The sequence below is a fragment of the Kitasatospora sp. NPDC101155 genome (assembly GCF_044768305.1).
Lineage (GTDB): Bacteria > Actinomycetota > Actinomycetes > Streptomycetales > Streptomycetaceae > Kitasatospora.
Genome location: NZ_JBIWPN010000072.1, coordinates 1 through 26397 on the forward strand (window position 1 = coordinate 1; position 26397 = coordinate 26397).

Annotated in this window: 33 protein-coding genes and 4 pseudogenes; 18 read left to right on the top strand and 19 right to left on the bottom strand. The window is 70.0% G+C overall.

What is annotated here, in order from left to right:
* Window positions 1–504: 504 nt before the first annotated feature.
* Window positions 505–717 (top strand): hypothetical protein, encoded by a 213-nt coding sequence (locus ACIRYZ_RS42695; RefSeq protein WP_402954086.1) that lies wholly within the window; start codon window positions 505–507, stop codon window positions 715–717.
* Between the two features lie 175 nt (window positions 718–892).
* On the opposite strand, the gene ACIRYZ_RS42700 is transcribed toward ACIRYZ_RS42695, so the two are convergent.
* The 4 genes from ACIRYZ_RS42700 to ACIRYZ_RS42715 all read right to left on the bottom strand — a co-directional run bounded on the left by ACIRYZ_RS42700 (window position 893) and on the right by ACIRYZ_RS42715 (window position 3225).
* Window positions 893–1156: a hypothetical protein gene (locus ACIRYZ_RS42700; protein WP_402954055.1), complete on the bottom strand. Its 264-nt coding sequence runs from the start codon at window positions 1154–1156 to the stop codon at window positions 893–895.
* A 154-nt stretch (window positions 1157–1310) separates the two neighbouring features.
* Complete coding sequence (locus tag ACIRYZ_RS42705) at window positions 1311–1550, bottom strand: DUF6296 family protein (RefSeq protein WP_402954056.1); 240 nt, start codon at window positions 1548–1550, stop codon at window positions 1311–1313.
* Window positions 1551–1769: 219 nt separating this feature from the next.
* On the bottom strand, window positions 1770–2435 hold the full coding sequence (locus ACIRYZ_RS42710) for a hypothetical protein (protein ID WP_402954057.1): 666 nt from the start codon (window positions 2433–2435) through the stop codon (window positions 1770–1772).
* Between the two features lie 217 nt (window positions 2436–2652).
* Window positions 2653–3225, bottom strand: a complete 573-nt coding sequence (locus tag ACIRYZ_RS42715; protein WP_402954058.1) for a DUF488 family protein — start codon at window positions 3223–3225, stop codon at window positions 2653–2655.
* A gap of 427 nt (window positions 3226–3652) precedes the next feature.
* Here ACIRYZ_RS42715 and ACIRYZ_RS42720 point away from each other — a divergent pair, with 427 nt between their 5' ends.
* The 7 genes and pseudogenes from ACIRYZ_RS42720 to ACIRYZ_RS42750 all read left to right on the top strand — a co-directional run bounded on the left by ACIRYZ_RS42720 (window position 3653) and on the right by ACIRYZ_RS42750 (window position 7561).
* Window positions 3653–4516, top strand: coding sequence for a 5'-3' exonuclease H3TH domain-containing protein (locus tag ACIRYZ_RS42720; protein ID WP_402954059.1), 864 nt, complete (start codon window positions 3653–3655; stop codon window positions 4514–4516).
* The gene (locus ACIRYZ_RS42725) at window positions 4513–5166 is read left to right on the top strand and encodes a PIG-L deacetylase family protein (protein WP_402954060.1); all 654 of its coding nucleotides are present in this window, start codon (window positions 4513–4515) and stop codon (window positions 5164–5166) included. Before ACIRYZ_RS42720 ends, ACIRYZ_RS42725 begins: the two co-directional genes overlap by 4 nt.
* 40 nt (window positions 5167–5206) lie before the next feature.
* Window positions 5207–5359: a hydrophobic protein gene (locus ACIRYZ_RS42730; RefSeq protein ID WP_402954061.1), complete on the top strand. Its 153-nt coding sequence runs from the start codon at window positions 5207–5209 to the stop codon at window positions 5357–5359.
* A 123-nt stretch (window positions 5360–5482) separates the two neighbouring features.
* Window positions 5483–5563 (top strand): annotated as a pseudogene (locus tag ACIRYZ_RS42735) (CsbD family protein); the annotation flags it as partial.
* Window positions 5564–5731: 168 nt separating this feature from the next.
* The gene (locus tag ACIRYZ_RS42740) at window positions 5732–6190 is read left to right on the top strand and encodes an SRPBCC family protein (RefSeq protein ID WP_387622044.1); all 459 of its coding nucleotides are present in this window, start codon (window positions 5732–5734) and stop codon (window positions 6188–6190) included.
* Between the two features lie 230 nt (window positions 6191–6420).
* Window positions 6421–7095, top strand: coding sequence for a hypothetical protein (locus ACIRYZ_RS42745; protein WP_402954062.1), 675 nt, complete (start codon window positions 6421–6423; stop codon window positions 7093–7095).
* Window positions 7096–7396: 301 nt separating this feature from the next.
* Window positions 7397–7561: a hypothetical protein gene (locus ACIRYZ_RS42750; protein ID WP_402954063.1), complete on the top strand. Its 165-nt coding sequence runs from the start codon at window positions 7397–7399 to the stop codon at window positions 7559–7561.
* A gap of 190 nt (window positions 7562–7751) precedes the next feature.
* Here ACIRYZ_RS42750 and ACIRYZ_RS42755 read toward each other — a convergent pair whose 3' ends face one another.
* The 3 genes and pseudogenes from ACIRYZ_RS42755 to ACIRYZ_RS42765 all read right to left on the bottom strand — a co-directional run.
* Window positions 7752–8330, bottom strand: coding sequence for a hypothetical protein (locus ACIRYZ_RS42755; protein ID WP_402954064.1), 579 nt, complete (start codon window positions 8328–8330; stop codon window positions 7752–7754).
* A gap of 62 nt (window positions 8331–8392) precedes the next feature.
* On the bottom strand, window positions 8393–8953 hold the full coding sequence (locus ACIRYZ_RS42760) for a hypothetical protein (RefSeq protein WP_402954065.1): 561 nt from the start codon (window positions 8951–8953) through the stop codon (window positions 8393–8395).
* A 626-nt stretch (window positions 8954–9579) separates the two neighbouring features.
* Window positions 9580–9859: pseudogene (locus tag ACIRYZ_RS42765) on the bottom strand (hypothetical protein); the annotation flags it as partial.
* Window positions 9860–10254: 395 nt separating this feature from the next.
* Here ACIRYZ_RS42765 and ACIRYZ_RS42770 point away from each other — a divergent pair.
* On the top strand, window positions 10255–10473 hold the full coding sequence (locus ACIRYZ_RS42770) for a hypothetical protein (RefSeq protein WP_402954066.1): 219 nt from the start codon (window positions 10255–10257) through the stop codon (window positions 10471–10473).
* 96 nt (window positions 10474–10569) lie between these two features.
* Here the strand turns inward: ACIRYZ_RS42770 and ACIRYZ_RS42775 are convergent, their stop codons facing one another.
* Entirely contained in the window at window positions 10570–10923 is a 354-nt protein-coding gene (locus ACIRYZ_RS42775; RefSeq protein WP_402954067.1) for a hypothetical protein, read from the bottom strand.
* Window positions 10920–11162, bottom strand: coding sequence for a hypothetical protein (locus ACIRYZ_RS42780; RefSeq protein ID WP_402954068.1), 243 nt, complete (start codon window positions 11160–11162; stop codon window positions 10920–10922). Before ACIRYZ_RS42780 ends, ACIRYZ_RS42775 begins: the two co-directional genes overlap by 4 nt.
* 115 nt (window positions 11163–11277) lie before the next feature.
* Between ACIRYZ_RS42780 and ACIRYZ_RS42785 the strand changes: the two genes are divergently transcribed.
* Window positions 11278–11622, top strand: coding sequence for an ATP-binding protein (locus ACIRYZ_RS42785; RefSeq protein ID WP_402954069.1), 345 nt, complete (start codon window positions 11278–11280; stop codon window positions 11620–11622).
* A 137-nt stretch (window positions 11623–11759) separates the two neighbouring features.
* Window positions 11760–12272 carry a DUF1877 domain-containing protein gene (locus ACIRYZ_RS42790; protein ID WP_402954070.1) on the top strand — a complete coding sequence of 171 codons (513 nt, stop codon included), beginning with the start codon at window positions 11760–11762 and terminating at the stop codon, window positions 12270–12272.
* A gap of 136 nt (window positions 12273–12408) precedes the next feature.
* Here the strand turns inward: ACIRYZ_RS42790 and ACIRYZ_RS42795 are convergent, their stop codons facing one another.
* From ACIRYZ_RS42795 to ACIRYZ_RS42810, 4 genes are all read right to left on the bottom strand, one after another.
* Window positions 12409–13314, bottom strand: coding sequence for an ISL3 family transposase (locus ACIRYZ_RS42795; RefSeq protein ID WP_402954071.1), 906 nt, complete (start codon window positions 13312–13314; stop codon window positions 12409–12411).
* 54 nt (window positions 13315–13368) lie between these two features.
* Window positions 13369–13704 carry a transposase family protein gene (locus tag ACIRYZ_RS42800; RefSeq protein WP_402954072.1) on the bottom strand — a complete coding sequence of 112 codons (336 nt, stop codon included), beginning with the start codon at window positions 13702–13704 and terminating at the stop codon, window positions 13369–13371.
* Window positions 13705–13876: 172 nt separating this feature from the next.
* Window positions 13877–14728 (bottom strand): alpha/beta fold hydrolase, encoded by an 852-nt coding sequence (locus ACIRYZ_RS42805; protein WP_402954073.1) that lies wholly within the window; start codon window positions 14726–14728, stop codon window positions 13877–13879.
* Between the two features lie 56 nt (window positions 14729–14784).
* Window positions 14785–15102 (bottom strand): transposase, encoded by a 318-nt coding sequence (locus ACIRYZ_RS42810; RefSeq protein ID WP_402954074.1) that lies wholly within the window; start codon window positions 15100–15102, stop codon window positions 14785–14787.
* 475 nt (window positions 15103–15577) lie between these two features.
* On the opposite strand from ACIRYZ_RS42810, the pseudogene ACIRYZ_RS42815 reads away from it, so the two are divergent.
* The 5 genes and pseudogenes from ACIRYZ_RS42815 to ACIRYZ_RS42835 form a co-directional block, all read left to right on the top strand.
* Window positions 15578–16888 (top strand): annotated as a pseudogene (locus ACIRYZ_RS42815) ((Fe-S)-binding protein); the annotation flags it as partial.
* On the top strand, window positions 16885–17400 hold the full coding sequence (locus ACIRYZ_RS42820) for a DUF1360 domain-containing protein (RefSeq protein WP_402954075.1): 516 nt from the start codon (window positions 16885–16887) through the stop codon (window positions 17398–17400). The pseudogene ACIRYZ_RS42815 and the gene ACIRYZ_RS42820, both read left to right, overlap by 4 nt.
* Window positions 17397–18203 (top strand): enolase C-terminal domain-like protein, encoded by an 807-nt coding sequence (locus ACIRYZ_RS42825; RefSeq protein WP_402954076.1) that lies wholly within the window; start codon window positions 17397–17399, stop codon window positions 18201–18203. Before ACIRYZ_RS42820 ends, ACIRYZ_RS42825 begins: the two co-directional genes overlap by 4 nt.
* 273 nt (window positions 18204–18476) lie before the next feature.
* The gene (locus ACIRYZ_RS42830; protein ID WP_402954085.1) at window positions 18477–19112 is read left to right on the top strand and encodes a trehalase-like domain-containing protein; all 636 of its coding nucleotides are present in this window, start codon (window positions 18477–18479) and stop codon (window positions 19110–19112) included.
* A 340-nt stretch (window positions 19113–19452) separates the two neighbouring features.
* Complete coding sequence (locus tag ACIRYZ_RS42835; RefSeq protein ID WP_402954077.1) at window positions 19453–19788, top strand: STAS domain-containing protein; 336 nt, start codon at window positions 19453–19455, stop codon at window positions 19786–19788.
* Between the two features lie 142 nt (window positions 19789–19930).
* Here the strand turns inward: ACIRYZ_RS42835 and ACIRYZ_RS42840 are convergent, their stop codons facing one another.
* Window positions 19931–20446: a hypothetical protein gene (locus tag ACIRYZ_RS42840; RefSeq protein WP_402954078.1), complete on the bottom strand. Its 516-nt coding sequence runs from the start codon at window positions 20444–20446 to the stop codon at window positions 19931–19933.
* Window positions 20447–20686: 240 nt separating this feature from the next.
* Window positions 20687–21247, bottom strand: a complete 561-nt coding sequence (locus tag ACIRYZ_RS42845; RefSeq protein ID WP_402954079.1) for a hemerythrin domain-containing protein — start codon at window positions 21245–21247, stop codon at window positions 20687–20689.
* 680 nt (window positions 21248–21927) lie between these two features.
* On the opposite strand from ACIRYZ_RS42845, the gene ACIRYZ_RS42850 reads away from it, so the two are divergent.
* Window positions 21928–22251, top strand: a complete 324-nt coding sequence (locus ACIRYZ_RS42850; protein ID WP_402954080.1) for a plasmid stabilization protein — start codon at window positions 21928–21930, stop codon at window positions 22249–22251.
* A gap of 536 nt (window positions 22252–22787) precedes the next feature.
* Here ACIRYZ_RS42850 and ACIRYZ_RS42855 read toward each other — a convergent pair.
* From ACIRYZ_RS42855 to ACIRYZ_RS42865, 3 genes are all read right to left on the bottom strand, one after another.
* Window positions 22788–23174 (bottom strand): hypothetical protein, encoded by a 387-nt coding sequence (locus ACIRYZ_RS42855; protein WP_402954081.1) that lies wholly within the window; start codon window positions 23172–23174, stop codon window positions 22788–22790.
* 476 nt (window positions 23175–23650) lie between these two features.
* On the bottom strand, window positions 23651–23953 hold the full coding sequence (locus tag ACIRYZ_RS42860; RefSeq protein ID WP_402954082.1) for a helix-turn-helix transcriptional regulator: 303 nt from the start codon (window positions 23951–23953) through the stop codon (window positions 23651–23653).
* A 450-nt stretch (window positions 23954–24403) separates the two neighbouring features.
* Window positions 24404–25324, bottom strand: a complete 921-nt coding sequence (locus tag ACIRYZ_RS42865; protein ID WP_402954083.1) for a SigB/SigF/SigG family RNA polymerase sigma factor — start codon at window positions 25322–25324, stop codon at window positions 24404–24406.
* Window positions 25325–25577: 253 nt separating this feature from the next.
* Here ACIRYZ_RS42865 and ACIRYZ_RS42870 point away from each other — a divergent pair.
* Window positions 25578–25891, top strand: a pseudogene (locus ACIRYZ_RS42870) (plasmid stabilization protein).
* 235 nt (window positions 25892–26126) lie between these two features.
* On the opposite strand, the gene ACIRYZ_RS42875 reads toward ACIRYZ_RS42870, so the two are convergent.
* Window positions 26127–26294, bottom strand: a complete 168-nt coding sequence (locus ACIRYZ_RS42875) for a hypothetical protein (RefSeq protein WP_402954084.1) — start codon at window positions 26292–26294, stop codon at window positions 26127–26129.
* Window positions 26295–26397 lie beyond the last annotated feature (103 nt).

Genomic DNA, 26397 nt, shown 5'->3' on the forward strand with positions numbered 1-26397 from the left:
CCCACCGCCGCCGACAACGACTGAGCCAGCGAGAGCGCACGATGGCCGACGATTGAACCGTTGAGACCGGCCTCAAATTGGGCCGTTGCCGACACACCCGCGGTTCCCGGTTTGTCAGGAGGCCCACCGTGACCACCGAACCTGTTCCCGGAGCGGACTTGGCCCGCACCCGCGCGCAGCCGTGCCCGGCCTGCGGTCATCCGCGCAGCTGGGTTCTCGCCGACGTCGTCGGCCTGGGCGACCGTCGCACCAGCATGTGGCAGCCCGAACCGTGCCCCGACCCGCACTGCCGCGGAGCAAAGCCGCCAGGCATCCCTCCACTTCCTGAACCGGAAGGGTGACCGCGAATGGGCGAGGCGGGCGCAGGACGTCGTGCTGGCGGACCAGGACGACACGGTGAGCGGCCCCGTCAGCAGCGAGAGCTGATAGCGCACGCTCACGCGAACGGCGCCTGCCGTAGGCGTGGGCCCTGCCGGGCCGCGGGCGCTGGGGCACCATGAGGGGATGAGAATTGATTCCCCGGCCTACTGCGTGGGCGACATCCTGCAAGAGACCGTGGCGCCCGGTCGGCGGATGCGCGTGCTGACCGTGGGCGAGGAGTCGTACTTCGTGCGTCTCCTCGCGGATACGCCCGCTGGAACGGAACCGCGTGAGTGGGCGTCGGCATATGAGGACTGCGAACGGTACACCCGGCTCATCGGCCTCGCCGGGGACTGACCCCCGTCCGGTTCCTCGGTCAGGGCATGGGACGGCATGCATGGGGACGGCGTGAAAGCACGTATTCCAGCCTCGCCCGGCCCGGCCGGGGCGGCGAGCGGCCGGGCCGTCTCGCCGTCGATCTCCACCCGGAAGGTGCCGGCGTCGTCCGCGTGCATCGGCACGCCATCGGCCGTCAGCTCGCCGGTGAAGTGAACGACGACGACCTCGGGCGGCCGTGCCCACCGGGCGTGCCGGGCAGGGTCAGCGCATAGCGCGAGGGCCTGTCCACGACGGCCTCACCGTTTCCGGCAAGTGCGGCGCGAACGGTGAATATCTCGTCGGTACCGGTGATCTCCAGCAGCCGCCTGGCCTGGGACGACAGCCCGGCCAGCACCAGCTCGACGCCCACCGCCCGTTCGAGCGCGCGCTGCAGCCGGACGCGCTGGTCCTGATCCACCTCGTCATCGAGGCGGACGACCTCGGCCCCGCCAGGAGTCCGTGCGATGGTGATCCGCAGCAGCGGGGCGGCGATGCCGGGACTGGACCATGCAATGTGTAAATACCCGGTCGGCAGTCACCAGCCCCTCGGGCGGCCGGGCGCGGCCACCAGTTCAGGGCAGCGGGTGTGCGTGCGGTGGTGTCCCTGGCTCGGGCAGGCCGTCGCTCTCCATGAGGAACACCACGCCGTCCGCTGTGATCTCCGCGAGGATCCCCCGGTCGTCCGCGTATAGGAGGTGGCCGTGCGGACCGATCTCACCGGCCTGCAAGTGCACCGCGATGACTGTCTGCTCGCCGTGCGCGCCTTGGGGCCCGGGAAACGTCAGCACCCAGCGCTTAGGGATCTCGTCCATCTCTCCACGATCCGCCTTGGGTGGAGGACGCGCATTCGTGGGTGTTGCCAAGCTCTGGTGCAGGCGAGACCGACCGTTTCAGAACGGCACCGCCACACAGACATCGAACGGGACACCGCATCCCACGGGACGCCCACTGAGTGTCATCGAGGTTCGGCGCCCTCGGTAGCCTCCGTCTCCAGCAGGCGTTTGGCGGCGAGCAGTTCCTTGCGGGCCTTCTCATCCACCATGGGGTATTGCGGGTCGATTTCCATCAGGGCGCGGATGAGGATCCCCACTGCGCACAAGCGCGCGAACCACTTCCGGTCGCCCGGGACGACGTACCAGGGAGCCCTTGAAGGCGTTGTCGGTGAGGTAGCGCTCCCAGTCGTTGGTCTCCCGGTAGCGGCGCTCCCAGACCCCGGGGCTCTTCGCCTCGGCAGGGAGCTTCTGCTGGTCCAGGTACTCGGGGTGGACCAGCACCACCAGGACCTCCTCGTAGTGGGAGCGGTTGAAGATCCCGATCTCCCCGCGGGCTGGCAGCCGTTGGGAGTAGCGCCAAAGGTAGTCATGCTCGAGCTCCTCGGCCGAAGGAACCTTGAAACTGCTCACCCTGACGCCCTGCGGATTCACTCCGCTCATGACGTGACGAATGGTGCTGTCCTTGCCTCCGGCGTCGATCCGCTGCAGACAGAGCAGGACGCCGTACCTGGCCTCGGCGGCCAGCCGATTCTGGTACTCGGCCAGCAGCGCCACGCCGGTGCGCAGGAGTTCGACACCATCGCGCTTCTTCATACCGGCGCTGTACCGAGGATCGAAGTCCTCGACCACATCGATCTCCGACCCCGGCTTCACCTGCAGCGGCCTGATGAACTCGGCGATCTGCTTGGCTGTCTTGTCCGACATCGTCGACCAGTCCCTCTCCTGTCAGGGAACGCAGCGTCGGCCCGCGCTCGGCCAGGATCGCTTCCCGCCCGGTACCTGTTCACATTCGGCCCGGCCTGCATATCCGTCAAACGGCGGCCATTGCCCCGCCGTGCGATCCACGGGCGATACGGGTGTCAGCAGCGGTTCGCCGGTCGCTGACCCGATCGGACCTGGCGTGCGCGCATCCGCCTGCGGGCTATTCGGAAAGACCCCCTGAAGAGGGCCCTGGCTGGCCGTCGAAGACGAGCAGCCCGTCGTCGCGCAGGCGGGCTCCGCCCGTTGGTCGGCGTTCCGTCAGGCGTCCGTTGTGCGCCAGATGCTGTACCCGGGCACATCGGGCCAGTACGGCGAAGTCGGCGATGATCCGTCGATGGCAGCACCACCAGAGCGTTTCGCCGCACATGACGGCGGTGCGGGTGACAGAGGCCTTCGTCAGTAGCTCGTCCATGGCGGCGATGAAGTCGGGATGGCGGCTGTAGCCCGCGTATCCGCGGAACGAGGTGTTCTCCCAGAAGGTGTCCGGGGACTCCGGGGCCGCCTTGCGGAAGCCGCCCAATCGCGGCTCCCACCGGTAGTCGATGCCGTGCTGGGGCAGCCACGAGGCGAGCGCCCCGCGTCCCGCGTCCGGGTTGCGGCGGCTGCCGGGAGCGGTCCGTACGCCTACCACGACCTGCACACCCGCGTGGTGAAGGAGCGAGGCCAGTTGGTCACGCGTCGCGAGGCCGTGCCCGAAGGCCAGCAGGGTGACGGGATCAGGTGGCTGTGCCATCGTGTTCGCCTCCCTGACTCAGGAGGCGGCGCGCAGGCGCTTGCGCCCACCCTTCTGGACGGCTTCCTGGAGCTGGTCGCGGTTCATCGTCGAGCGGTGCGGGATGTCCAGCTCGGTCGCCCGCTGGTAGAGCTCGGCCTTCGTGAGCTGGTCGAGGTCCCCCTTGTTCGCAGTGACCCGCTTCTTGGCGGGGGGGGTGTGGCGGGCTTGGTGGAGGTGGTTTTGGTCCCGGCGGCGGCCTTGGGTGTGCGGCCGGGCTTGCGTACCCGCTTCCGTTCACCGGCCGTAGCCGGTTCCGTCTTCAGGCGGCACAGACCCTTCTGGAGGATGACATACTGTACGCCGCGACTACACAGACCGTGTATCGGAGAGCGGCCGAGTTCCAGCCGCGCCGAATCGCTGGCTTCTTCCTGGAGGCGGTGTCGTGATGCCCGAAACCACAGCAACCCCTGTGCCGTTGCTGCTCGTCGACGGATTCAACCTTCTGTGGGCCGGCACCTTCGGATTCCCCGCCCCGATCTTCTCCCGGGACAAGAGCCGCGAGTTGACCGGCCTGTTCGCGTTCTTCGCCCTGCTGCGAGCCGCGATCCGTGATGACCTCGACGTCGCACAGCCCGAGGTCCTGGTCGTCTTCGACGGTGAGCACGGCTCGGCCGACCGCGTGGCCACCGACCAGGAGTACAAGACGAACCGGGAGGCGACACCGGAGGCGCTCAAGCCGCTGCAGTTCCTCGCCCCGGTCAAGGACGGCCTGGACGCGCACGGGATCCGGTGGGTCGAGGTCGACGACGCCGAAGCCGACGGCGTCATCGCCACCCTCGCCACCCAGGCCGCCGCTTCCCGGCCGGTCCTGATCATGTCGCGGGACATGGACTTCTACCAGCTCCTCGACGAGCATGTGCGGATCCTCAGCCGCTCCCGGGAGTCGTCCCAGCGGATCATCACCGACGCCGAGGTCGTCGCCCGGTACGGCGTCACCCCCGCCCAGTGGCCGGCCTTCCGCGCCCTGACCGGCGACAAGTCCGACAACATCCCCAGCGTCAAAGGCATCGGCCCGAAGGTCGCCGCCACCCTGCTGCGCGACGGCATGCGGCTGCGCGACCTGCCCGGCTCCGGGCGGCTGACCGGCGCCAAGGGCACCGCGATCACCACCGCCTGGGCCGACGTGCTCCGCTGGGAGGAGGTGATCACGGTGCGCCGCGACCTGGACGTGCCCATCGCCCTCAGCGGCCAGGCGAGCCCCCAACTGCCCAAGCCCGCCGACGTCGTCGAGAAGCTGGGACTGTGGTGACCGGTGCCGTGCCGGGCTCGGTACTCGCCGCCTTCGCGCACCCCGACGACGCAGAACTGTGGGCCGGCGCCACCCTCGCGCTCCACGCCCGATCTGCCGCCGTCACCATCGCCGTCCCGCACCGCGACAAAATCCGCGACGCCGAGGCCCGCAAGGGCGCCGCGCCCCTCGGCGCCGACCTGCACCAGGTCCCCCGGCTCGACCACGCCACCGTGCAGCAACTGCTGCTGGAGACGCAGCCGGAGATCGTCATCACCCACCCGCTCAACGACGTCCACCCCGAACACCGAGCCGTCGCCACCACCGTGCTCGCAGCCGTCCCCGAGCCCCGGATCGCCACCGGCCGCCCAAGCCGCTTCTACACCTGCGACACCTACAACTTCCTCGCCCTCAACGGCCCCGTACGCGCCGACGCGATCGTGGACGCCACCGCGACCTTCGACACCAAGACAGTCAATGACATGCCCCCGACCGGCTTGTTTTGCCTGCGAGCACCCGGTTGGACTCCGGCGAGACTCATTGCCTCGCGCGGTTCGCGATCTGTCCCACTGACTGATGTATCTCCGCAGCGAAGCTGCTCGGGAGATCCTTCCAGCGCCCGGTCGGAAAGACCGCCCCCCGTGCGGCCGGGGCGGTGTAGGCCCCGTTGAACTGGGCAGGCGCGGTGGGTGATGAAGGAGGTTGTGGATCATGTTGCTCCTAGTTCTGGTCCTGCTGCTGGCTCTCGTGCTCGGGGGTGCGGGATTCGCGGTCCATCTGCTGTGGTGGGTCGCCCTCGCCGTGTTGGTGCTGGGTGTCCTGGGCTTTGCTCTCCACGGGTTCGGCGGCCGTGGGTACCGCTGATGACAAGCGGCTTAGTTGACTTGGATGCGTTCACGCCGGGACCTGCAAGCCGTTCGGCTGCGCGAGGATGCGAAAGGCGGTGCTCATTGGGCGCGAAACACAAGGCGGAACGCCACCGAAGCGCTGAAAGGGAAGGCAAAGGAGACCGCCGGCAAGGCCGTCGGTGACCGACGGATGACCGCCGAAGGGAAGACCCAGCGGACCTAGGCCGACACCAAGCAGGCGATGGAGAAGATCAAGGATGCCGCAAGGCACTGACACCGAGCAGCGCGGCCCGGCTCATCCGAGCGCCCGTCAGGGATGCTCGGGCCGGACCGCGCCAGCTTCCACCGGACCGCCGAGGCGGTGGTCCCCATATCCCGGAGGTGTCCCATGAGTATGGTGACGCAGTCGATCGACGTCGAGGTGCCGCTGCACACGGCGTACAACCAGTGGACCCAGTTCGAGGAGTTCCCGCAGTTCATGGAAGGCGTCGAGGAGGTCCGTCAGATCGACGACCGACACAACCACTGGAAGACGAGCATCGCCGGTGTGGAGCGCGAGTTCGACACCGAGATCGTCGACCAGTTGCCCGACGAGCGAGTGGCGTGGCGCACCGTTTCCGGTGAGGTCACGCAGATGGGCGTGGTGACGTTCCAGCGCCTGGACGCGGATCACACGCGGGTCAAGGTGGCCATGGACTTCGAACCGGAGGGGATGGCGGAAAGGAGTGCGGACGCGCTCGGTGTGCTCGATCGGCGGGTGAAGGGCGACCTGAAGCGCTTCAAGGGATTCATCGAGGAGCGCGGCCTCGAGAGCGGCGGGTGGCGCGGCCGGATCTCTCCGGGATGAGTGGTGGATCACGGGCGGACGCCCGAAAGTCCTTCCCCTGGGGACGATGACAGCCACACACCGCGGGGGCGAAGGCCGCGCGATCGGCGTGGATCCCCTCTCCTGCGGGGCCATCGGCTGAGGAAGGTGTCCCGGAGGGCTTGGCAGCCCGGCCGGGACATCTCGTTGCTGCACCGGTCGCTGGCGGTCGCCGCGCTGTTCCTCCTGGCCCTGGTGCCGTTGCGCATGTCATGGTGATCGCCTCGTCCTCCCGCGGCAACGGCATCACAGACTGGATCACCGATGGCCTTGGACTGTCGCCGCACGGCAGCCGGACGGTCAGTACGCTGTCCAGCTCTCACGGGCAGATCCTCAGCATCACCGCCGCCTTCGGCCTTGCCTCCGTCGCCGCGTTCGGGATCTCCCTCACCGGCGCGATCCAGGCCGTCTACGAGCTGATCTGGCGGCTTCACGCTGGTGGGTGGCACCAGACGTGGCGGCAGGCGGCGGCGCTGGGCGGCGCGACCGCGTATCTCGTCATCGCCGCCTGGAGCGACGTGCCGTGGCGTCACACGGCCGCCCAGCCCGTCCTGAGGATCCTCGCGACGCTGATCGGAGGCCTGCTGCTGTTCTGGTGGCTTCCGCACCTCCTGCCCGGCGGGCGGGTACCGTGGCGCGGCCTGCTGCCGGGCACGGCCTTCACCACGGCCACGCTGGTCGGCCTGCGGTGCTTCTCCCGGCTGGTCTTCGCGCCGCTGCCGGGGCCCCTAGGCAACCCCGCCCCCTCCGAGCTACCGGTGTCAATCAATTGGCCCAGTTGTCCTGGGGCGCATAAGCCCCACCCGGGTGGGCATCCGCGAACAAAAGCCCGACGAAGGGAAGCGGCCATGTGGGCCTCAGCCAACTGCGCCGGGTACGGGCGATAGCTTCCGGTGACCAGGGCAGCCACGCCGTGGCAGCCGACCGGCCCGGGACGGGACGTGCGGATACCACCACGCGCGACCTCAGACACGGGCTGCTGCCCGCGTTGATCGCCGCTGTCCTCCGCAACCCGCCGGCGTCAGCGCCGGAACCGCCGTGCTCGCCGCCCTGTACGGAGAGGAGCCCCTCCGCTGCCTTCTCGCCCGCCGACGCGGGCGTGACGGCGAATTGTTTTCCCACGGACGAACAGACGCACGACATCATGTGCGCACCGAAATCCGCCAGACCTCACGAGAGGACGAGGCCATGAACACTCGAAAGAAGAACGACACTCCACAGCCTGACGAAAAGACACGAGAGCGGTCCGCAGAGGAACGCCACATCGTCGCCCCCACACCGAAGGACGTCCGGGCCAACGCCGAGGACGACGAGACCCCCGAGCCGCCGCCAGCCGACACCCAGGCGCCGTGACCGCCAGCCGGCCGGCAGCCTCCCGGTGGCGTTTGAGGATTTCCCGACTTCACCATCGGCTGGGACCGGCTTACCGTCACCTGCAGGCGGTGGCACGAGCGGCCGCTGGATCGACCCCGCCACTCCGTGCGAGCCCGCAAAGCACGGGACGCACGTTGCGGGCTTTCGTCCCGGGCACCTGCGACCGGGCTCAACTGCTGAGCAGCCGGTTGAAGAAGGAGCGATACTGCTGGAGTGCCAGCCGCAGGTCTTCGGTTTGCACCTCGCCCCCACGGTTCCACTGCTGCTCCAGGCCTCGCTTGTGGTCCGAGAAGGAGGCAGCCAGGCGCTGCATCAAATCGGCGACCAGTGCATCCGCCGAGCGCACCGCCTCCTGGGGATCGTCGACGAACTGGCTCTGGATCTCCTGCCAGCGGGACCTGAACTCATGCTCGTCCTCCGAGGCGAACAGCGGCTCCTCACCAGCGCCCTGGGTGCGCTCGCTCGGCTGTTCCGCAGTCTCCCGCTCCCCCGGGGTTCCGCCCGCGTCCGCGGTTTCCCGGCCCTCAGCCTCCCCGTACTCCGCCGGCCCGGCTTCCTCCTCCCTTGTCCCGGAGCCCTCATCGGCGAGTCCACCGGTGGCCTCGCCCGGGTACACCGGCCTGTCCTCCGCCGTTTCCGTCTCCTGCCGGTCCTGACCCACGGGTTCCTGCCCCGTCTCGGAGGAGCGGGCCAGATCCTCGGTAGTCAGGCGCTCTTCGTCATTCCGGATGCTGCCGTGGTGCTTCATCTGCTTGATTCGCTTTCATCGTATTGGTGGGCACTACCGCTCTACGCATTCCCGACGCCGTCTCACCTCCGGCCGCTGGCGGACCCGCGATGACCGTCACCGAGCAAGTCGTCGAAGAGCTCGCGATAGTGCACCATCGCGCCGCGGAGCTCCTCAGTGGTCGCGTCGTGATCACGGATGTGCTCGTTCACCGCGTGAGCCGCCCGGAAGTGCTCCAAAGTGCGTCCATGCTCCACGGACAGGTCCCGGACCTTCTGCTCGTAGCCCTCCGTCGGGTATCCGCGCTCATGCATGAGCACGGTCACGAGCCTGTCGGCCTGCTGCACCGCTTCGCCTGGCCGGTCCACGAACTGCCGCTGGACCTGCGTCCAGTCCTTGACATACCGGTCCCGCATCGCGTCCGGAAGCGGCTTGATATCGAGTTGGTCGTGGCGCTGCTCGCGGGAATGCAGCTCCCGCTCTGCGGCGAACCTGCTCTTTGAGCGCTGGACGGTCCGATCGTATTCGGGTCCGAAGCGTTCCTGGAGCCGGCGGCGCTGGATGAGATACCACGTTGCAACGGCCAACAGAATGAGAACAACCGCAATGGGAACGATGATCGCAATAAGCATTCCTGTGGACATCGGATCCTCCCTGAGGCTCTGATGGCCACAGCGGGTGCCCGGAATCGGCAACTCAAAACTCGGTCGCGGTATCAAGACTGGCTGCCCTGCCGTTCCGTCGAAGCCGCAGCGGTGACATCAGGGCGCGTATTTGGTTGCGCCAGACAGCTTTTCCCCACAAGGAAGGGAGCCCGCTCATGTCCCGAAACGTCTCCCGTTTCGAGAACATCGCCCTCAGGTGCCGATCCTGCGGATCACGAGCACGACGCTGCCCGGCGCGCCGCGAAGGTGGCCCACCTCGACAGCAAGGTCGACCAGGACCAGCGCCGCCGGTTGGAACGCGCGCTCGAGCGCGCGGTGGCCCGCCGTCCGCCGCGCCTGGTGATCGACTTGGCTGGTCCGGCTTCTGCGACTCCACGTGCCTGAACGCCGGAGTGCGGTGCGGAGCGGGTGCCGACCGCCCTTTCGCCCCAGGTCAGACGACTGTTGGAGATCACCGGCACCAACGAGGTGTTCACTGTCTACGGCAGCGTGCGCGCTGCCCCGGACGGCACTGTCGGTCGGCGAAGCGGATGGGGCACCTCACGGCGGGCCCGCGTGGCCACGCCCAGACTGCATGACGTCCTCGGGGTGGCCGCTACGGCCGGGGCGGCGACGGGCGGGTCCACGCCGCGGTCGGCGACCAGGTGGGCGGTGCCGTCGGCGAGCCGGTAGGACAGACCGACCACCGCGGCGGCGGCCAGAACGCGGGAGCGCTCCAGCAGCAAGGTCGACGGTGTGCCGTACGCGGGTGTCGATGAAGTCAGCGACCGCGCTGTGACCGGCGGTGCGGACCACGAGCAGGTCGCCCAGCCCGCGGTCGAAGATGATCTCCGCAGCCAGGCGGGAGCTGGCAAGGGTACGGGCCTCGTGGCGGGGCAGAACCAGCGCGGCCCTGCCGCCGACGAACGTGGCCCAGGCGGACCCGCCCGGCGCATAGTGCGGCACGTCGGCGGTCATCGCGTACCCCGGGTACCGCAGACGAGCGGGATCGCTCCCGAGGCCCGGCGAGGTGGTCCGGCGCACGTCACCAGGGGAGCGTCCCGATCCTGGCGCGGCGGTGGCGAGGGTGCCCGCTCGGGCGTGGCGCTGCCCGGGGCCGGTCGGCAAGCACAAGGTGTGGGATCAAACGCTTCCGCAGCTGCCGACCGTTCACCCGGTCGGGCGATCCCACTCGGGCCTCGGCCGCGCGCGTGCTTAGGCTCAAGGAACGACAGCCGACTTTCCCACCGCCCGGAGGCGGTGGCCGGGCCCGCCCGCCGGGCCGCAGGGGGGAGCTGGTCATGTACGAGATGCACGCCGAGCCCGTGTTCGACGACCGGGCGCCCGTCCTGCGCTGGCACGCGGTCCGCACCGGTGGCGCGCTGGTCGCGGTCTGCGGGTACCACCCGCTGCCCCTCGATCCGGCCCTGCTGGGCAGTCGCGAAGCCGTCCCGGAGCACTACTGCGCCCCTTGCCTGGAAATCGTCGCTCACGCGATGGTGTGTGCGGGTGCCGCGTAGCGGCTGCGTCGACGACCCGGCCGTCGTCCGGCGCCCGCCTCGCAAGCCCCGGCGGATCCTGGCACCGCCTGCGGGCCGTAGCGCACGGGAGGAGATTCAGTCGTCGAGGGGAGCGAACCCCAGGACCCAGCCGATCGCCCGAGCGGCACCACGGGCAAAGGCGCGTTCGGCCAGAGGCCGGCCGGTGTCGCGGGCCGCCTCAATGGCCGCCCGTTCCTCCACCGCCAGGTCCGACTCCCGAAGCGACGGCAGCCGGGTGCGGCTGACCGGCGCGGGACGGTTGGGCTGAAGGACCCAGTGATAGGCCGCCTGGGGCGCCGGCGTGGCGAAGGCACTGCTCGGCAAGGATGCGCTGCCCGACACCTTGCCGTACGTGACCGGCTCGATCGGCCTGCCGGAGAGGCGAAGCGCCTTGAGCGATTCGCGCAGGGCGGTGTCCATCACGCTCATCGCACGGTCTCCTCGGCGTCGGCGCGGTCCTGGTCGCGGTGGAGTTCGTCCGTGGTCTGCATGGGGATCGTGGCGGCGAACAGGCCCTGGGGCCCGTGCAGGAAGGCCGCCGCTCCGGCGTCGCCGGTCTCCGGCTCGGGGTCGGTCTCGGTGCCGGCGATCAGGATGCCCTTGATGGTGCGGTAGGACGGGTCGCCGACCTCGGATGCCTGGGTGCGGCACCAGATCGGCGTCTTCATCTGGAAGGCGATCTTCTCCGGCGGCTAGTCGCCTCTGTCGGTGCGCTTGCCCTGTTCGAGGGCGGCGTGGGTCTTGACCAGCTCGCCCTCGTGGAAAACCTGGACCATCGTGGCGGTGGAGCGGACGTCGACACACGTCGCCCAGGCCCTGGGCCACCTCGCGATCCGCCAGGGTGCGGACGTCCGCTTCACCAAGACCAGCCGTGTCCTGGCCGAGCTGGCCGGCGGCCACGCCGACCGCACCTGGGACAAGCGGATGCGCGAGCTGGTCCGCCCCGACGCCCTCATCCTCGACGACTTCGCGATGTGCCGGCTCACCGCAGCCCAAGCCGACGACCTCTGCGAGCTGGTCAGCGAGCGGCAGGGCCGGTCCCTGATCATCACCAGCAACCGGGCTCCCAGCGACTGGTATCCGCTCTTCCCAAACCCGTCGTCGCCGAATCGCTCCTGGACCGGCTGATCAACACCAGCCACCAGGTCATCATGAACGGCCCCAGCTACCGGCCCAACAAGCGGCCCAAGAACCCGACCGACAGGACCGACGGGCCCCGATGAAGTAGCGGCAAATCCGGTGGACAGCGTCGCGATACTGCCGTCATGGCCATCACACAGCAACTTGCCCGAGTCTCGGCGGAGTACCTCGCCGCCTGCCGTCGGTCAGCCGAAGAATCGCCCGACGGAGATCATCACTGGGATCCGCCGTCCGTGGACTGTCTGGATCTGGACTGGGCACCGGCCATGCTGGAGCGCGCCTGCGAACTGACGCGACTCGACGCTGTCCACCTGGAGGCGCTCAAGCGCGCGACCGATGGCGACAGCGGCATCGATCTGGACTTCCTCAACGCGAACCCACATGCGATCGCATTCTTCAGCAACTCCACTCCGACGGCCCTCTGTCCAGACGCAGTTGCCCGAGTGTCGGCACTGCTCGGAGAGATCGACATGCAGGCGATCCTCCAGTCGGTCCTGGACAGCGGCGCGGGATCCAAGCTCGGCTACGGGTTCATCGGCGATCCAACGGAGTACCTGCTGGGCCACTTCGGTGCGCTACGTGAGTTCTACGCGGAGGCGGCCCGGAGAGGCCTTCTCGTCGTGCTGTGGTGGGACTGACCCAGTAGGCCTCCTCGATCAGCCGACAGCAGGGACCGAAGTGGCTGGCTCAAGCCCGCGGGCAGGGCATGGGGAATTGCGTGACCACAGCCATGGGGAATTACGGCTCTTCGACACTTTCCGTGACGGGTGGTCATCAGGCGAGGAGGATGCGACGCCTGAGGAGGTCGAATCCGGCTCGACCGTAGTGCTGGCGCTTGATCATCTTGATCCGGTTCACGTGTCCCTCGACCGCGCCGGAGCTCCAGGTCATGGTGAGACCGGCGGTGACGGCGGCGAGGTCCTGGCGCAAGCCCTTCGCGAAGGAGTGGAGTTCGGTGATCTCGCTCTGCTCGGCCTCGGCGAGCCAGTCCTGGAGGCGGTGGCCGTCGCGGCGTCTCAGGAGTGAGGCGAAGCCTCGGGCGAGCCAGCAGGTCGCGGCGATGTGAGTGCAGCGCGTGCAGAGGTCTTTGAGGTGCTGGCCGGCTGGCTCGCTCTGGTTCTCCGGGCGGCCGATGATCCAGCGCACCACGTCGGGGACGGCAGGTGCTGGAGCGGGCGGTGGTTGCCGGAGGACGGAGGTGCCAAGGGTGTTGAGGAAGCGGCGGACCGTCCTGCGGGAGCCGGTGTAGCCGCGTTTCGCGAGTTCGTTGCGCAGTGTCTCGGCGTTGTCGCATCCCTCCTCCCACCGCTGGACCAGATGTGCTTTGTGGGGGTCGAGGTCTGTACGGGTGCGCAGGCGGGGCCGGATCAGTTCCTCGGCGGAGGTCGCGCGCGCGTATCGGCGAACGGTTGTGAGGTCGTAACCCGTGTACCGGCAGATCGCCTGGACGTGGTGGCGGTCCTGCAGCCAGGCGGCGAAGGTGTCCGCGGTGTGGTCGGGCAGGACGTCCAACGGGCGGTGGGTCTCCATATCGATCAAGATCGTGCCGAACCTCCGACCGCGCCGGAAGGCGAACTCGTCCACCCCCAGCACCGCTACGTCGCCGACCGGCGGGAGGTCGAGCCGGCGGATCAGCCGCAGCAGTGTTGAGCCGCTGACCGGGTGCGCCAGATGTTCCACGAGGCGCTGTCCCGCCTGCCCGCCGAGCGCCAGCGCAACCTTCTCCAGGACGCGTTACAGGCTCATGGTGCGGCGGCCGTGCCGAAAGGTGAGCTGGTCGACCTGCTCGGCGAACGTCCGTTTCGGGCACTCTGCGGTGTCGCAGAAGAAGCGCCGCACCGTGAGGTCGATGGCCGTCGTCTGGCCGCCGACGGCCGTGTCGGCAAGTCGGCGCCGATAGCGACTGTGGCCCCGGGACGAGGCAGTGCCGCATCCGGGGCACCACGCCGTCGGGGCGACGCATCGCGCAACGATCCGAACTGACCTGCCGACACGGACGATCCGGTCGACCAGGACCTGATCCAGGTGCGGAAATAGGACTTTCAGCAGCTCAGGAGCTTGATCCCCCACGATCGAGGGCTACCCAGAGCCCGTCGTTTCAAGTTCCGTGAAAGTCATCAGGTTCAGTATCTGTTCGCGCATTCGGAGAACCTGGGCCCCGGCGAGGCGTTCGCGTCGATCGCGCCGCCGGAGCTGGACGAGGGCTGAGCCGGTAGCGGACCGGGATCCGCCGGAGGGCTGGTCAGCTCTCGGCGAGCCAGCGCGTGACGACGCCGCCGAACCAGGCTGCGTCGTCCAGCCAGGGGTAGTGCCCAGCCCCGGGCTGCACGACGAGCTGCACCCAGCCGTCCGTGAACAGCTCGCTGAGCTGTGTCGCGAGCACCGGGCTGGGACTGAAGTCGAGCTCCCCGGCCAGGATCAGGACCGGGATCTCGAGCCCCGCGATCGCGGCCTTCGTCGCCTCGGGGTCGAACGCGCCCTCGGCGTAGTGCGCCGCGCGGGCGTCACGGTTGAGCTGCGTGGCGCACGTGGCATGGTGCTCCTGCGCGATCTCGTCCCACCGGCCGTACCAGAACGGGCCCGCCAGGGCGGCGTCCTCGTCGGACCCCTCACCGGTCCAATCCCTGCGGAACGCGTCAATCGCCTCGTCGTACCAGGGCTCGTCCTTCCGCAGCGAGGTCGCCGCCTCGCGGCTGCCCTCGTCGATCCTGATCCCGACGGCCCGCATCCCCGGCGTGATCAGCGCGAGGCGCGCGACGCGCTCGGGGTGGCGCTGCGTGTAGAGGACACCGAGGTTCGCCCCGGCCGAGTGGGTGAGCAGGTCGACCTTCTCCAGCCCGAGGTGCGCGCGCAGGGCCTCGACGTCCGCGACGACACGGTCGCAGCGGTAGCTCTCGACCTCGGCGGGCTCGGGGGAATCGCCGGTGCCGCGGTGGTCGAGCAGGACCAGCTGCCGGTGGGCGGACAGCCCGCCGTAGTCGCCGAGGTACTCCGAGGCGCGCATCGCGCCGCCGGGCAGGCAGATCAGCGGCTCGCCCTCGCCGATGAGGTGGTAGGCCAGTTCGGTACCGTCGTAGGAGGAGAAAGTTGGCATGCTTCGAGCATTCCACCCGGTTGTTGATCTTCGCAAGGCGCTCCCGTCCATGCTGATCACGGTTGCGCCCGGCAGATGATCTCCGCACCGGGGTGCTCACGGAGCCAGGCGGCGAAGGTCTCCGAGGTGCGGTCCGGGAGCACGTCCACGACGCGGCCGGTCTCGACGTCGACGAGGACGGTCCCGTAGGTGCGGCCCTTGCGGAAGGCGAACTCGTCGACTCCGAGCACCCGCGGCGCCCGCTCCGGTACCTCGGGCGCTTCCAGCAGCCCGAGCAGGCGGGTCCGGCCTGCGGTGATGCTGAGCTTGTGGCACAGTCGCTCGCCGGCTCGGCCTCCCAGCTCGGTGGCGACGGCCCGCAACCACTTCTTCAACCCTACGCTGGAACGTACGTGGCGCTCGCTCAGCCCGGGGACCTGCTCGACGAACGTCGTCCGCCGGCACCTGGCGCGGTCGCAGAAGGAGCGGCGAACACGCAGAAGTGTTGCCAACTTCCTCCCAGCAAACGGCCGTTGGGCCAGCGATCGCCAGTAGGAGGAGTGCCTCATTCGCCCTGCGCTTTTGTAGCCCGGGCAACGGGTCTGCGGGCCGCATGCGGCCACCTCCACCAGCACGACCTCTGAGCCAGCGGTCAGCCGTTCCAGTTCAACATCGACTCCGGGGAACAGCACATCTTCGATCGAGCGGAGAACCACGCGAAGGTCATCCCGCAGCGAAACGATCCTGCATGTATGCCGCTGACCTGGGATTTCACGGAAAGTCTCGAGGAGCCGGAATTACCTGACCGTCGACACAGCCCCAGCAGACGCACTTCGCCTTCGCCGACGACGACCACGACTTCGGCCAAGCGGCCGGGCCCGGCTGCTGTTCGAGATGCTCGGCGGCCACGACGACTCCCCGGTCACCGCCGGGTGGCGCTCCCCCGAGGTCCGCGACGCCCTCGACCTGTGCCTGGCCTGCAAGGGCTGCAAGGGCTGCAAGTCCGACTGCCCGGTCGGCGTCGACATGGCCGCCTACAAGGCCGAATTCCTCGCCCACCACTACGAGGGCCGGCTGCGACCGGCCGCCCACTACGCGATGGGCTGGCTTCCCCTGTGGGCACGACCGGCGCGCACGGCGCCGGGCCTGGCGAATGCCGCCCTACAGGCCCCCGGCCTGGGGCGTGTCGGGAAGATGCTCGCCGGCGTCGACCCTCGCCGCACCGCACCGCTGTTCGCCGACCGGTCGTTCCAGCAGGACCGGCGCCGCTCGGGCAGGCCGCAACCCGATCCGCGCGATCCACGCACCGTACTGCTGTGGCCGGACAGCTTCACCAACAACTTCCACCCGCACATCGCCGACGCCGCCGTCCGGGTGCTGGAGGACGCCGGCTTCCAGGTCGCCGTGCCGGACGGGCCGGTGTGCTGCGGCCTGACCTGGATCTCCACCGGCCAGCTCGCCACCGCCCGCCGTGTCCTGAAACGCACCACCCGGGTCCTGCGACCGTGGCTGGAAGCCGGCACGCCGATCATCGGCCTCGAACCCTCGTGCACCGTGGTCTTCCGCGACGACGCCCCCGACCTGCTCGCCGGCGACCAGGACATCCGGCGCCCGGCCGCGCAGACCCGCACCTTCGCCGAACACCTCGTCCACCATGCCCCGGACGGCTGGCATCCCCCGCAAGCCGGCCGGGCGGCAACCGTCCAAACGCACTGCCACCAGCACGCCGTCCTCGGCACCGATGCGGACCGCGAACTGATGCGCCGCGCCGGCATCGCCGCGAACGTCCTCGACGAGGGCTGCTGCGGCCTGGCCGGGAACTTCGGCTTCGAACAAGGACACTACGACCACTCCCAGGCCATCGCCGAACAGGGCGTCCTTCCCGCAGTGCGCGACACCGCCCCCGACGCCCTCGTCCTGGCCGACGGCTTCAGCTGCCGCACCCAGATCGACCAGGCCCGCACCGGACGGCAGGCCCTGCATCTCGCCGAAGCCCTCGCCCTGGCCCTGGACGGAGAGCCGCCCGGCGACCACCCCGAACAATCCGTCCCCCGCCCGCAGCCTCATCCCACAGCAGCCCGCCTGCTGAGCGCAGCCGTCGCCGGCGCCACGGTCGGCCTGGCCGCGGGTGGAGTGCTCGCGGCCCGCCACCGCCGCCACACCCGGAGGGCGACACGATGAATTCCCTGCACAAGCGGCTGCACCGCGAGGCCCGTGCCTACAGCGGCGATGACGACCGCCCCCTCGCCTCCTACGCAGGTCTGATGGGCCTCTACGCCACCGCCACCGCCACCGTTGCCGCTGCCGCCCGGGCCACCGGCCGTGCACTGCCCGATCCGACCCCGTGGGACGTCACGCTCACCGCGCTGGCCACGCACCAGCTGTCCCGCCTGATCGCCAAGGATCCGGTCACCAGCCCGCTGCGCGCACCGTTCACCCGTTTCGAAGGCACCACCGGACCGGCCGAACTGGCGGAGGACGTGCGCGGCACCGGCGCCCGCAAAGCGGTCGGCGAGCTGGTGACCTGCCCGTTCTGCACCGGCCTGTGGGTCGCCACCGCCTGCACCGCCGGGTCGATCTTCGCGCCGCACGCCACCAGACTCCTCACCGCCACACTCGCCGCCCTGGCAGCAGCCGACTTCCTACACTTCGCCCACACGGCGGCCCAACACGCAGCCGACGACGCGTCATGACCACCGATGCCGCCGCGACCGCCGAGGACCTGCGCGCGCAGGTCCTCGAATTCCCCACCGACGCCCCGGAGGCCGAGGGCACCTTCGCCTGGGAATCGACCACCATGGTCCTGGTCCACGCCCGCAGTGGGGACACCGCCGGCCTGGGCCGGACCTACGGCGCGCCCGCCACCGCCCAGGTGATCACCGGTCAGCTGCGCGACCTTGTCGTCGGCCGTCCGGCCTTCGACATCCCGGCCGCCAACGAGGCGATGAGCCGCGCCGTACGCAACACCGGCCGCCCCGGCCTGGTCGCCGGCGCCATCTCCGCCGTCGACATCGCCCTGTGGGACCTCAAGGCTCGCCTCCTCGACATGCGCTGGTTCGAGGAGCCCGTCTCCTCCGACGACCTGGCCGGTCTCGCCCTCGTCCGCGACGCGGTCACCGCCGACGTCGCGGCCGACGAGTACGGCTACGACCTGCCCTACTTCGCCCGCATGGCCCCGGTCGTGGACTGCCTGCAGGCCGACGCCACCCGCTGCGGCGGCATCACCGTGTGGCTGCGCGCAGCCGCCCTCGCCCAGGCCCACGGCCTGGACCTGTCGGGGCACTGCGCTCCGCACGTCCACGCCCACGCTGCGGCCTCGATCCCCAATCTGCGGCACCTGAAGTGGTTCCACGACCACGTCCGCATCGAGTACCTGCTGTTCGACGGCGCCCTCAGCCCCGACGGAGGCATCCTGTGCCCGGGACAGGAGGGCCGGCCCGGCCTCGGGCTGAGCCTGTGCAGCGAGGTTGCCGAACGGTTCGGTGCCCCGGGCTGACGCGGACCGGCGTGTCCCGGAGCGGGCTCGCTCAGTACGGCATCGGACGGCCCGAGGGGGTCCGCAGGTCGAGCGGAGGCCGCGGGCGCTGCGGGGCGGGACGCTTGACCACACTGATCCCAGTCATCTCCGTCACCTCCTTGACCATCCGGCGTGTGCCCACCAGGACCACTTCCATGCCTGCCACCGACCGTCCGTCGCCGACAAGGGAGATGAGCCGTTGACCGCCCCCACAGCAGGCCGCCCGCTCCCCATGTCCTGCGCGACTACGCACTGCTCGCCGACGGCCGGCGCGGAGCCCTGGTGGGGCCGCGGGGCGACATCGCGTGGATGTGCGTACCCGGCTGGGACAGCGACGCCGTCTTCGCCGCCCTGATCGGCGGTGACGGCTGGTACACCGTCACCCCCACTCAGTCGTACGTGTGGGGCGGCTACTACGAACCGGGCAGCCTGATCTGGCGCAGCCGGTGGACCACCACCGGCGGCATCGTCGAGTGCCGCGAGACCCTCGCGTACCCCGGGGACGCGCACCGGGCGGTGGTGCTGCGCAGGATCATGGCCGTCGACGGCGACGCCGACCTCGACGTGCAGCTGAACCCCGCCGCGGGCTTCGGCGCGCACCCGCTGCGGAAGATCAGGCGCGACGGGGCCGGTGACTGGACGGCGCGGGCGGGCGATCTGCACGTGCGCCTGCGGGGTTGCCCTGCGGCCCGGGCCGACGGCTCGCTGCTGCGCAGCGGTGTGCGTTTGGAGGCCGGCCGGTCTCGCGACCTGGTACTGGAGGTCTCCGACCGGCCGCTGCCGAGCCCCGAGCCGGCCGGAGTGCTGTGGCGATCCACCGAGGCCGAGTGGGCCAGGGCGGGAACTGGAGGAGCGGCGCCGTGCCGCCACTTCGGTGAGCGCGGCTGACGTCGACCCGCCCGCGCCGCCGCGGCGAATGGCCTGCTGCCAGGCGTGCAGTGACTGTTGGTGCCACCGGGACCGTGATCATCGTCCGACTTGCCCGCAGTGGGGGCTCGGCGCCTGCGCCTGACGCCTCAGGGCAGCGCTGCCCGCCCCGAGCCTCTGGCCAGAAACGGCAGCGAACGCCGTGGCGGATCAGCGACGGCATGTCGTGGTCGGGCGTTGCGCTGGCCTGTGCCGCGGGACGATGATGAGGTGACCTTTCTCGACTGGCGGGAGGGGGCCTGCGATGCGACGACATCAGCGAGCGAATCGACAGCGCCGCACGCCCGCGGCCGTGGGCGGCATGTCGCTGGCCGCGGGCCAGCTCACGGTCCGCTGCGAGCCGCGGCCCGACGGGCACGCTACGGTCCGCCTGGCCGGGGAGATCGACATGAGCGTGGCCGCCGAACTGACCAACACGCTTGTACGCACCGCCCGTGGTTTCCCGGCCGGGGTCGAGGTCGACCTGTCCGAGGTGGCGTTCTGTGACTGCACCGGCCTGGCCGCGCTGATTCACGCCTGCCAGAGGACCCGCCACAGCGCCTCGGGCCTGGTGGTCCGTACCGACACCGCCGTGCCACGCGTCGCCCGGCTCCTCGCCCTGACCCGCACCTGTCGCCTGCTGTCCGGCGACACCTGAGGACGCCGGCCAGCGGCACCCGCCTGGATGTTCCGCGAGGTGTGTGCGGCCGTCGAGCCGGAGCCGCACCTGGGTCCGTCGGCGAACCAGGGCGCGGCAGGACCGGCCAGATGGATGGCGTATCGCGGACGGCAGGGGTGTGTCAGGGCAAGGCGGCGCTGTCGGGGTCCAGGAGCGCGAGGAGTGTGTCCCGGTGGAGGTCGGCGATGCCTTCGAGGAGGTCGGGATGGCGCAGCAGGGCGGCGGCTTCGCTGTCGCGGGGGCCGGGAACGGTCAGGCGGCGTAGGCCGCCGGCCTCGTCGCGGTGCTCGGTGTGCTCGAGCGCCTGGCGGGCGCGACCACTCAGGGCGGGGTCGGCCAGGAGGCACGCCGCCCAGCTGACCACGGTCTCGTCGACCCAGGTACGCCACGCCATGCCGTCGTCGTCACCGAGGTCAGCCGCGGTGAGCCAGTCGAGCCGGCCGGTGCCGCCCGGGCCGAGGAGGTGGAGCAGCTGAACGTCCAGGGCGGTGGGGTGGCGCAGGTGGGCGGCGAGGGTGGCGGCTTGGCGCGCCTGGGCCTCGGCCAGCGCGTAGTTGAGTGCGCCCGGGGGCGGCGGGTAGGCGGCCAGGAGCCAGCGGGTGCAGGCGGCTATGACGGGTGTCAGATCGGCGGGCACGGCGGTCGGTCCCTCGGAATCGTGCTCGCCTGCCCGGTGATCGGGGGCGCGAGCTGATACGCGGGGGCGACACTGCCACCGCTTCGTGGACGACCAGTGTAGGCCGGGCCTGGCAGGGATCGGCATGACCGGCGTCACGCCCGGTCCGTGCGGGCTGGCCTCCGATCGGCCTGCGCGCTCTGTGTCCGAGCAGGACCGGGCAGGACCGCGGCCCTGTCCGGTACTGCTCGGCGAGGAGGTTCAGGACTTGCCGCGGCCGGTGACGAAGTCGCGGGCCCGGTCGACCAGGCCGACGCCCGGAGCGAGGAGCTTGCTGGCCGTCGGAGTGCTGGGCGCGGCAGGGTGCGGGCGGGTGGGGGCCATGGACTTGGCACGGCGGATCTTGTCGCCGAGGTCGTCCAGCTGCTGCGGGGTGCAGGCCTGGCGCAGCACGGGGAAGAGGTTCTTCTCCTCGTCCTGGACGTGGGCGGCGACCTCGTCCATGAGCTGCTGCAGCAGCGGGCTCATCTGCGCAGTGTCGGTGTCCGTCTTCTCCAGCTGCTTGAGGATCTTCTCGATCCGGCCGTGGTCGGCGATCTCCTTGTCCGCGAGCCGGTCACCGCCCTGGATGTGCTCGCGCACCGCCGGGTACAGGTGCTGCTCCTCGGCGACCGAATGCCTCACCAGCTCGATGGTGACCTCGTCCACCATGTCACGCAGCTGCTGGCCGCCTGCGGTCATCGCCTGGATACGGGCGAACATCTCCTCCACCTCGCGGTGGTCAGTCATCAGCTCGTCGATCACGTTCCGGCCGTGCCCCATCGCACATCCGCCTCTCGTCCTGCCGGGTCGGGTCCATCCCGCCCAGCCCAGGGATATCCCTGTCTGGCGCACGGCGCCTGCCGAGCCCGCTGTGGCCTCACCCGATCGGCCCTGCCGCGCACGGCACAGCGGCCGGGTGTGAGTGGGAGCCCTTGTGCCCGCCGGCTTCGGCGGGCCCGCAGCGTCCGGTCCGGGGCGGGATCCATGGGGTCGGCGGTCCCGGGCTGCGGGCCCGGCAGGACCCACCTAGGCTCCGAGCCGGGTGGCCGTGCCGGTTTGCCCTGTTCGCCCGGCGGGCAGCCGCGTCTGCGTCCCCCGCCGGGCGAACAGTTCTCGGCTGCCTGAGCCGGTCCCAGGACGGAGAGCGCTCAGATGACGGCCAATCCCGGACCGCCCGAAGGACGCCTGCACGCGCCGCCGGTCGCTGAGACCCCGCGCGACCCCGGATCTCCTGCTGTCGAGCGCGATGCCAAGGACTTCGGGGCACACGGCCGGTTCGACGATCGGGCCCGTACCCGCAGTTTCCAGCAGCAGGCCGCCCAAGGCCTCGGCATCCTCGCGGTCGGAATGCGGCGGGCAGCCGGACGGGTGAGGGCAGGTTTGCCCACCGCCTCGGCCGGGTTCGTTTCACGGATGCGGGGCACACGCGTCCCGCGATCACAGCGACAGGAGTGATGACCATGCCTCGCGGATCAAGCCCGAAGCGGGAACGGCAGTACGAACACATCAAGGACAGCGCGCTGGAGCGCGGTGAGAGCGAGAAGCGGGCCAAGGAGATCGCCGCCCGCACGGTGAACAAGGAACGGGCCCGGCACGGGGAGTCGAAGACCGCCAGCCGCAGCTCCATCGAGGACATCTCCTCCTCCAAGCGCGGCGGGCAGCGCTCCCACAGCGGCTCCCAGGGCCCCACCAAGGAACAGCTCTACAACGAAGCCAAGAAGCGCGACGTCCACGGCCGCTCGAAGATGAACAAGAAGGAACTCGAACACGCACTCGGCCGATAGGAGGCCCAACCGTGGGCACCGTTCCCGTGCTGCCCGACCCCGACGTCACCCCGGTCCCTCCGCCCGAGCCACCCACGCCCCCGGGGCCGCCGGAGCCCGTCGAGCCGCCCGAACCCGCCCACGCCCCCGCCCCCGCCGGGCGAACCCCGCCCGGAGTCCGAGCCACCCGAGCCTGGGTGGCCCCGGCCGCTGGAGCCCCCGGACTGAACCGGATCTCCGAGACAGAAGGGGGCGCGAGCCCCTTCTGTCGGTGACTCTCATGCTTTGTCGGCTGTGTCGTCGGCGGCCTCCAGCATCTCAGCGGCCTCGCGTAGAGTCGCGGCCACCGCGCGGCGCGATCGGCTGGCCGCAATCCAGGGATGCGGTACGGGCCGCGATCCCCCAGCGGTGACGCGAACCCGACTCCTGCATCTGGGAGTTGGAGAACGGGTGTGGACGTACAGCCAGCTGATCTGCGCACTGGCCCCGGCCATGTGTTCGTGCATCCCTCCCCTCTTTGGTGTTCATGATCGTCCTATGGCCCGCGCGTGGCGCCATCAGTGTCCGAACAGGTGCCGGATCCGGCCGCCCCGCGGGGGCTGGACCGGTGCGCCGACGTCCCGATCGCCTTGTTGGGCGGCCCGTTCCTCCGGCGCGGCGGGTCGTGCGGACACCGGCGGCGGCACGGTCCCGGCTCTGCGGTAGACCGTCGGTCGCGTGCCCACGAGCCGGGCCTGCCGGGCCAGCGACACCAGTGCCACGCCCAGGCAGAAGATCAGCGCAAGTGCCACACCGGACAGGAAGACGCCCAGGGTGTTGAGGGTCACCAGGTGGTTGCCCAGGATCGTCACCTGGTACTCGGGCCCGCCGGCGAGGTTGTCCGCGATCAGCAGCCCGACGAAGGCCCCGGATGCCGCCATCAGCAAGAGTCCTAGCAGCAACATGGTGGAGTCCTTTCCGTTCCGATTCAGTCACCCCCGCCGCCTCGCGCGTACCCGGACCGGTCTGCCCCTAACGCTTTCCGCCGCCGGACCGTTCGTCCGTTCCGTGCAGCCGGTAGACCTTGAACCCGCGGCCGATGACCGGCTGGGCCACGTCGCGCACGCACACGCAGCACGCGGTGAGGCCGTACTCCGTATCGAAGTGCGTCGACGGCGGTGCCGCGAACGTGGAGGAAACGGCTGTGCACCTCATTCCGGAGACGACGGCGACACGTCCCGCTGAATTCCCGCTCTCTCGCGCCCGCGGACAGGAGCGGACGGTCGCGGGTCATCCTGCAGAGCATGGCGTGGCCATACGGCGGGCTTGAACAGGCCGAGGCTCGGCCGTGGGCCTCACACGGACCACGGCGTGCTTCGGGGCCGCCCCGAACGGTCACCGCCCCTGATTCGCACGCACGGTGCGCCACATGGGCACGCGGTCAGGTGGTTCGGCGCAGAAGAACGGACAGGAGTTCGGCGAGACTCGGGCCGGCATCGGCCGGGTGGCGCAGTTGCTTGGCGGCCTGGACGTGGTAGTGGTTGCTGCGCCCGGTGCGTTCGTGGGTCAGGTAGCCGGCCTCTTCGAGGTCCACGATGATCCGTTGGACGGCCCGCTCGGTCAGCAGGCAGCGCGCCGCGATGTCACGCACCCTGATGCCGGGATCACGCGCGATCTGGACCAGGACGCGGGCGTGATTGGTCAAGAAGGTCCACTGCCGCGCCGTCGGGGAGCCATCGTCCATGACATCAGTTTATGACCGCCGATTCACGACGCCGTAAACACGAAAAGCAACCCGTGTAACCGTTGACACAGATCGATCGGGGGGGGTGAATGCTTGAAGGGCAGGCCAGGCGGCCCGGTCGACCAATCCCTCCGCCCCGACCTTGCCCTGCACAGCAATACAGCGGGCGCAGCGGCCGGCCCGGCGCACGGGAGCATCGAGCGTGGGGTCGGCCGCTGCGGCGCGGAAAACGGGGCGCCGACGTCGACGAGTCCCCACGGTGTAGCCGACGCCGATCAGCCAGGACTGGACGGTCAGCACCATCCCGGTGCAGGCCGGCCAGGCCCGGCACGGTCGCGCCGCTCTAAAGGAAGGCCGGGCGGGCGCCCTGCGAGAAGGCCGTTCCCGTCATGGCCGGGCGGTGTTTCCGGCCGATCTGGCAGGGCCGCGGCTCGGCGGCCCTGCCGCGTGTCAGCTCGATCCCTCTGGACCGTCGTCGTGCCAGCCGCCGGCCTCGCGGTCCTCCAGTCGCTCGCGCAGCCGGGCCAGAATGGCGCTGAGCAGGCGGGAGACGTGCATTTGGGAGACGCCGATCCGCGCGGCGATCTCGGACTGCGTCCGACCGTCCCAGAAGCGGAGTTTGAGCACGGTCTGCTCACGCTCCGGTAGTTCGGCGAGGAGCGGGCGGACGGCGATGCGGAAGTCGGCCAGCTCGATGCCGGGATCGCAGCCGCCGAGGCGGTCGAGCAGCGCACTGCCGGTCTGATCGGTCTCCTGGTCGCGCAGCGCGTCCAGCGAGTTGGGCCGGTAGACGCGGCCGGCGACCAGTCCCTCGGTGGCCTGCTCGACGGTGAGATGGAGGTCCTCGGCGATCTCCTCGGGGTGTGGAAGGCGGCCGAGTTCCTGCTCCAGCCGGTCGGAGCCGCGGGCCACCGTCAGGTAGAGCTCCTGCATGCTGCGCGGTACCCGCACCGGCCAGGAGGTGTCGCGGAAGAAGCGCTTGATCTCGCCGACGATGGTGGGGATGGCGTAGGTGACGAACTCGACGCCGCGGCCTGGGTCGTAGCCGTCGACGGCCTTGATCAGGCCGATCGTACCGACCTGCAGGATGTCGTCCATGTCCTCGGCGCGGTGCCGGAAGCGGGCCGCGATGAACCGGACCAGGGGCATGTTGAGTTCGATGATCGTGCCGCGCACGTAGCTGTAGGCGTGCGTCTCCCGGGTGAGCCCGGCCAGGCGCTCGAACAGCGCGTCGCTGAGTTCACGTGCCTCGGTCTTGCCCATCGCCCGCAGTTCGGCTTCGGTGAGGCGCGGCGGGAGATCGGACGGGAGGCCGGAGGGCGGGCCGACCGTGTGCTCGGCACGGCCGACGGTTTCGAGTGGGGTGGACACTTGCTTCTCCTGGGCTCGGGTGAACGCCCGGCGTCATCGTGCGTCGCCGGCTTCTTCCCCTGGGACCTGTGCCGGCTTCTTCAAGCGACTGTCCCGTGGCACTCGATGAGTGCGGAAGCAGCCTGTCGAAAACAGCCGCTCCGATCGAGGTTTTACCCGTCATCCGATACATGAATCATATTTCGGGTGATTTAGTAGTTTTCGCCGGGTATGCGCGCCCGTGCAACGGCCTCCGTTAGAGGAGGGAGGAGCGGTGGGATCCAGCCCCAAGCGGGAGCGTCAGTACGAGCAAATCAAGCAGAGCGCGCTCCACCAGGGAAGACGAGAAGCCGGCCAAGGAGATCGCCGCCCGGACGGTGAGGGAACGTGCCCGGTACGGCGAGTCGAAGACCACGAGCCACACGTCGATGAAGGACAGGGTGTCCTCTGGTCGGCACGGCGGACAGCGCTCGTGCCAGGGCGCCCAGGGAGCGATCCGCGACCAGCTGCACAGAGGACAATTGCCGCAATATCACGGGCTGTTCGAAAATGAACGAGCGCGAGCTGGTGAATGCGATCGGTCGCTGAGCGTGCTCTCCGCACCCCCGATGAAGGTGCCCCCATGACGATTCCGACATCCCCACCCCGAACACCAGGCCGATCCCGCACCCCGATCCCGCACCCCGATCCCGCACCGCAGCCGGGCGAACCCAACCCTGCACCGCCGCCCATTCCTCCGTTCCCGTCTTCAGAGCCGTACCCGGATCCCGATCCGGCGCCGCCTTCGAAGCCGCACCTCGGACGGCAGTGACGCGGCCGGCCGTCAGTCCCGGCGGACGGGACTGTCCAGTGGGGACGGAACCTCCAGCCAGACCGACTTCCCGTCCCCCTCTGGCAGCGAGCCCCAGGCGCGGGCGAGCCAGTACACCACATGCAGGCCGTGCCCGCCTGGCCGGGCCGGGTCGGTGCGCGGGCGCAGCTGCGGTGGCACGGGGCTGGAGGACTCCGTTGGGAAATTCGCAAACCGCTGATGAACAGTTGTCCGGGCTGCCATGATCGGCCTGTTCGTCGATCGAGGGTGGGACTGGGTGTCG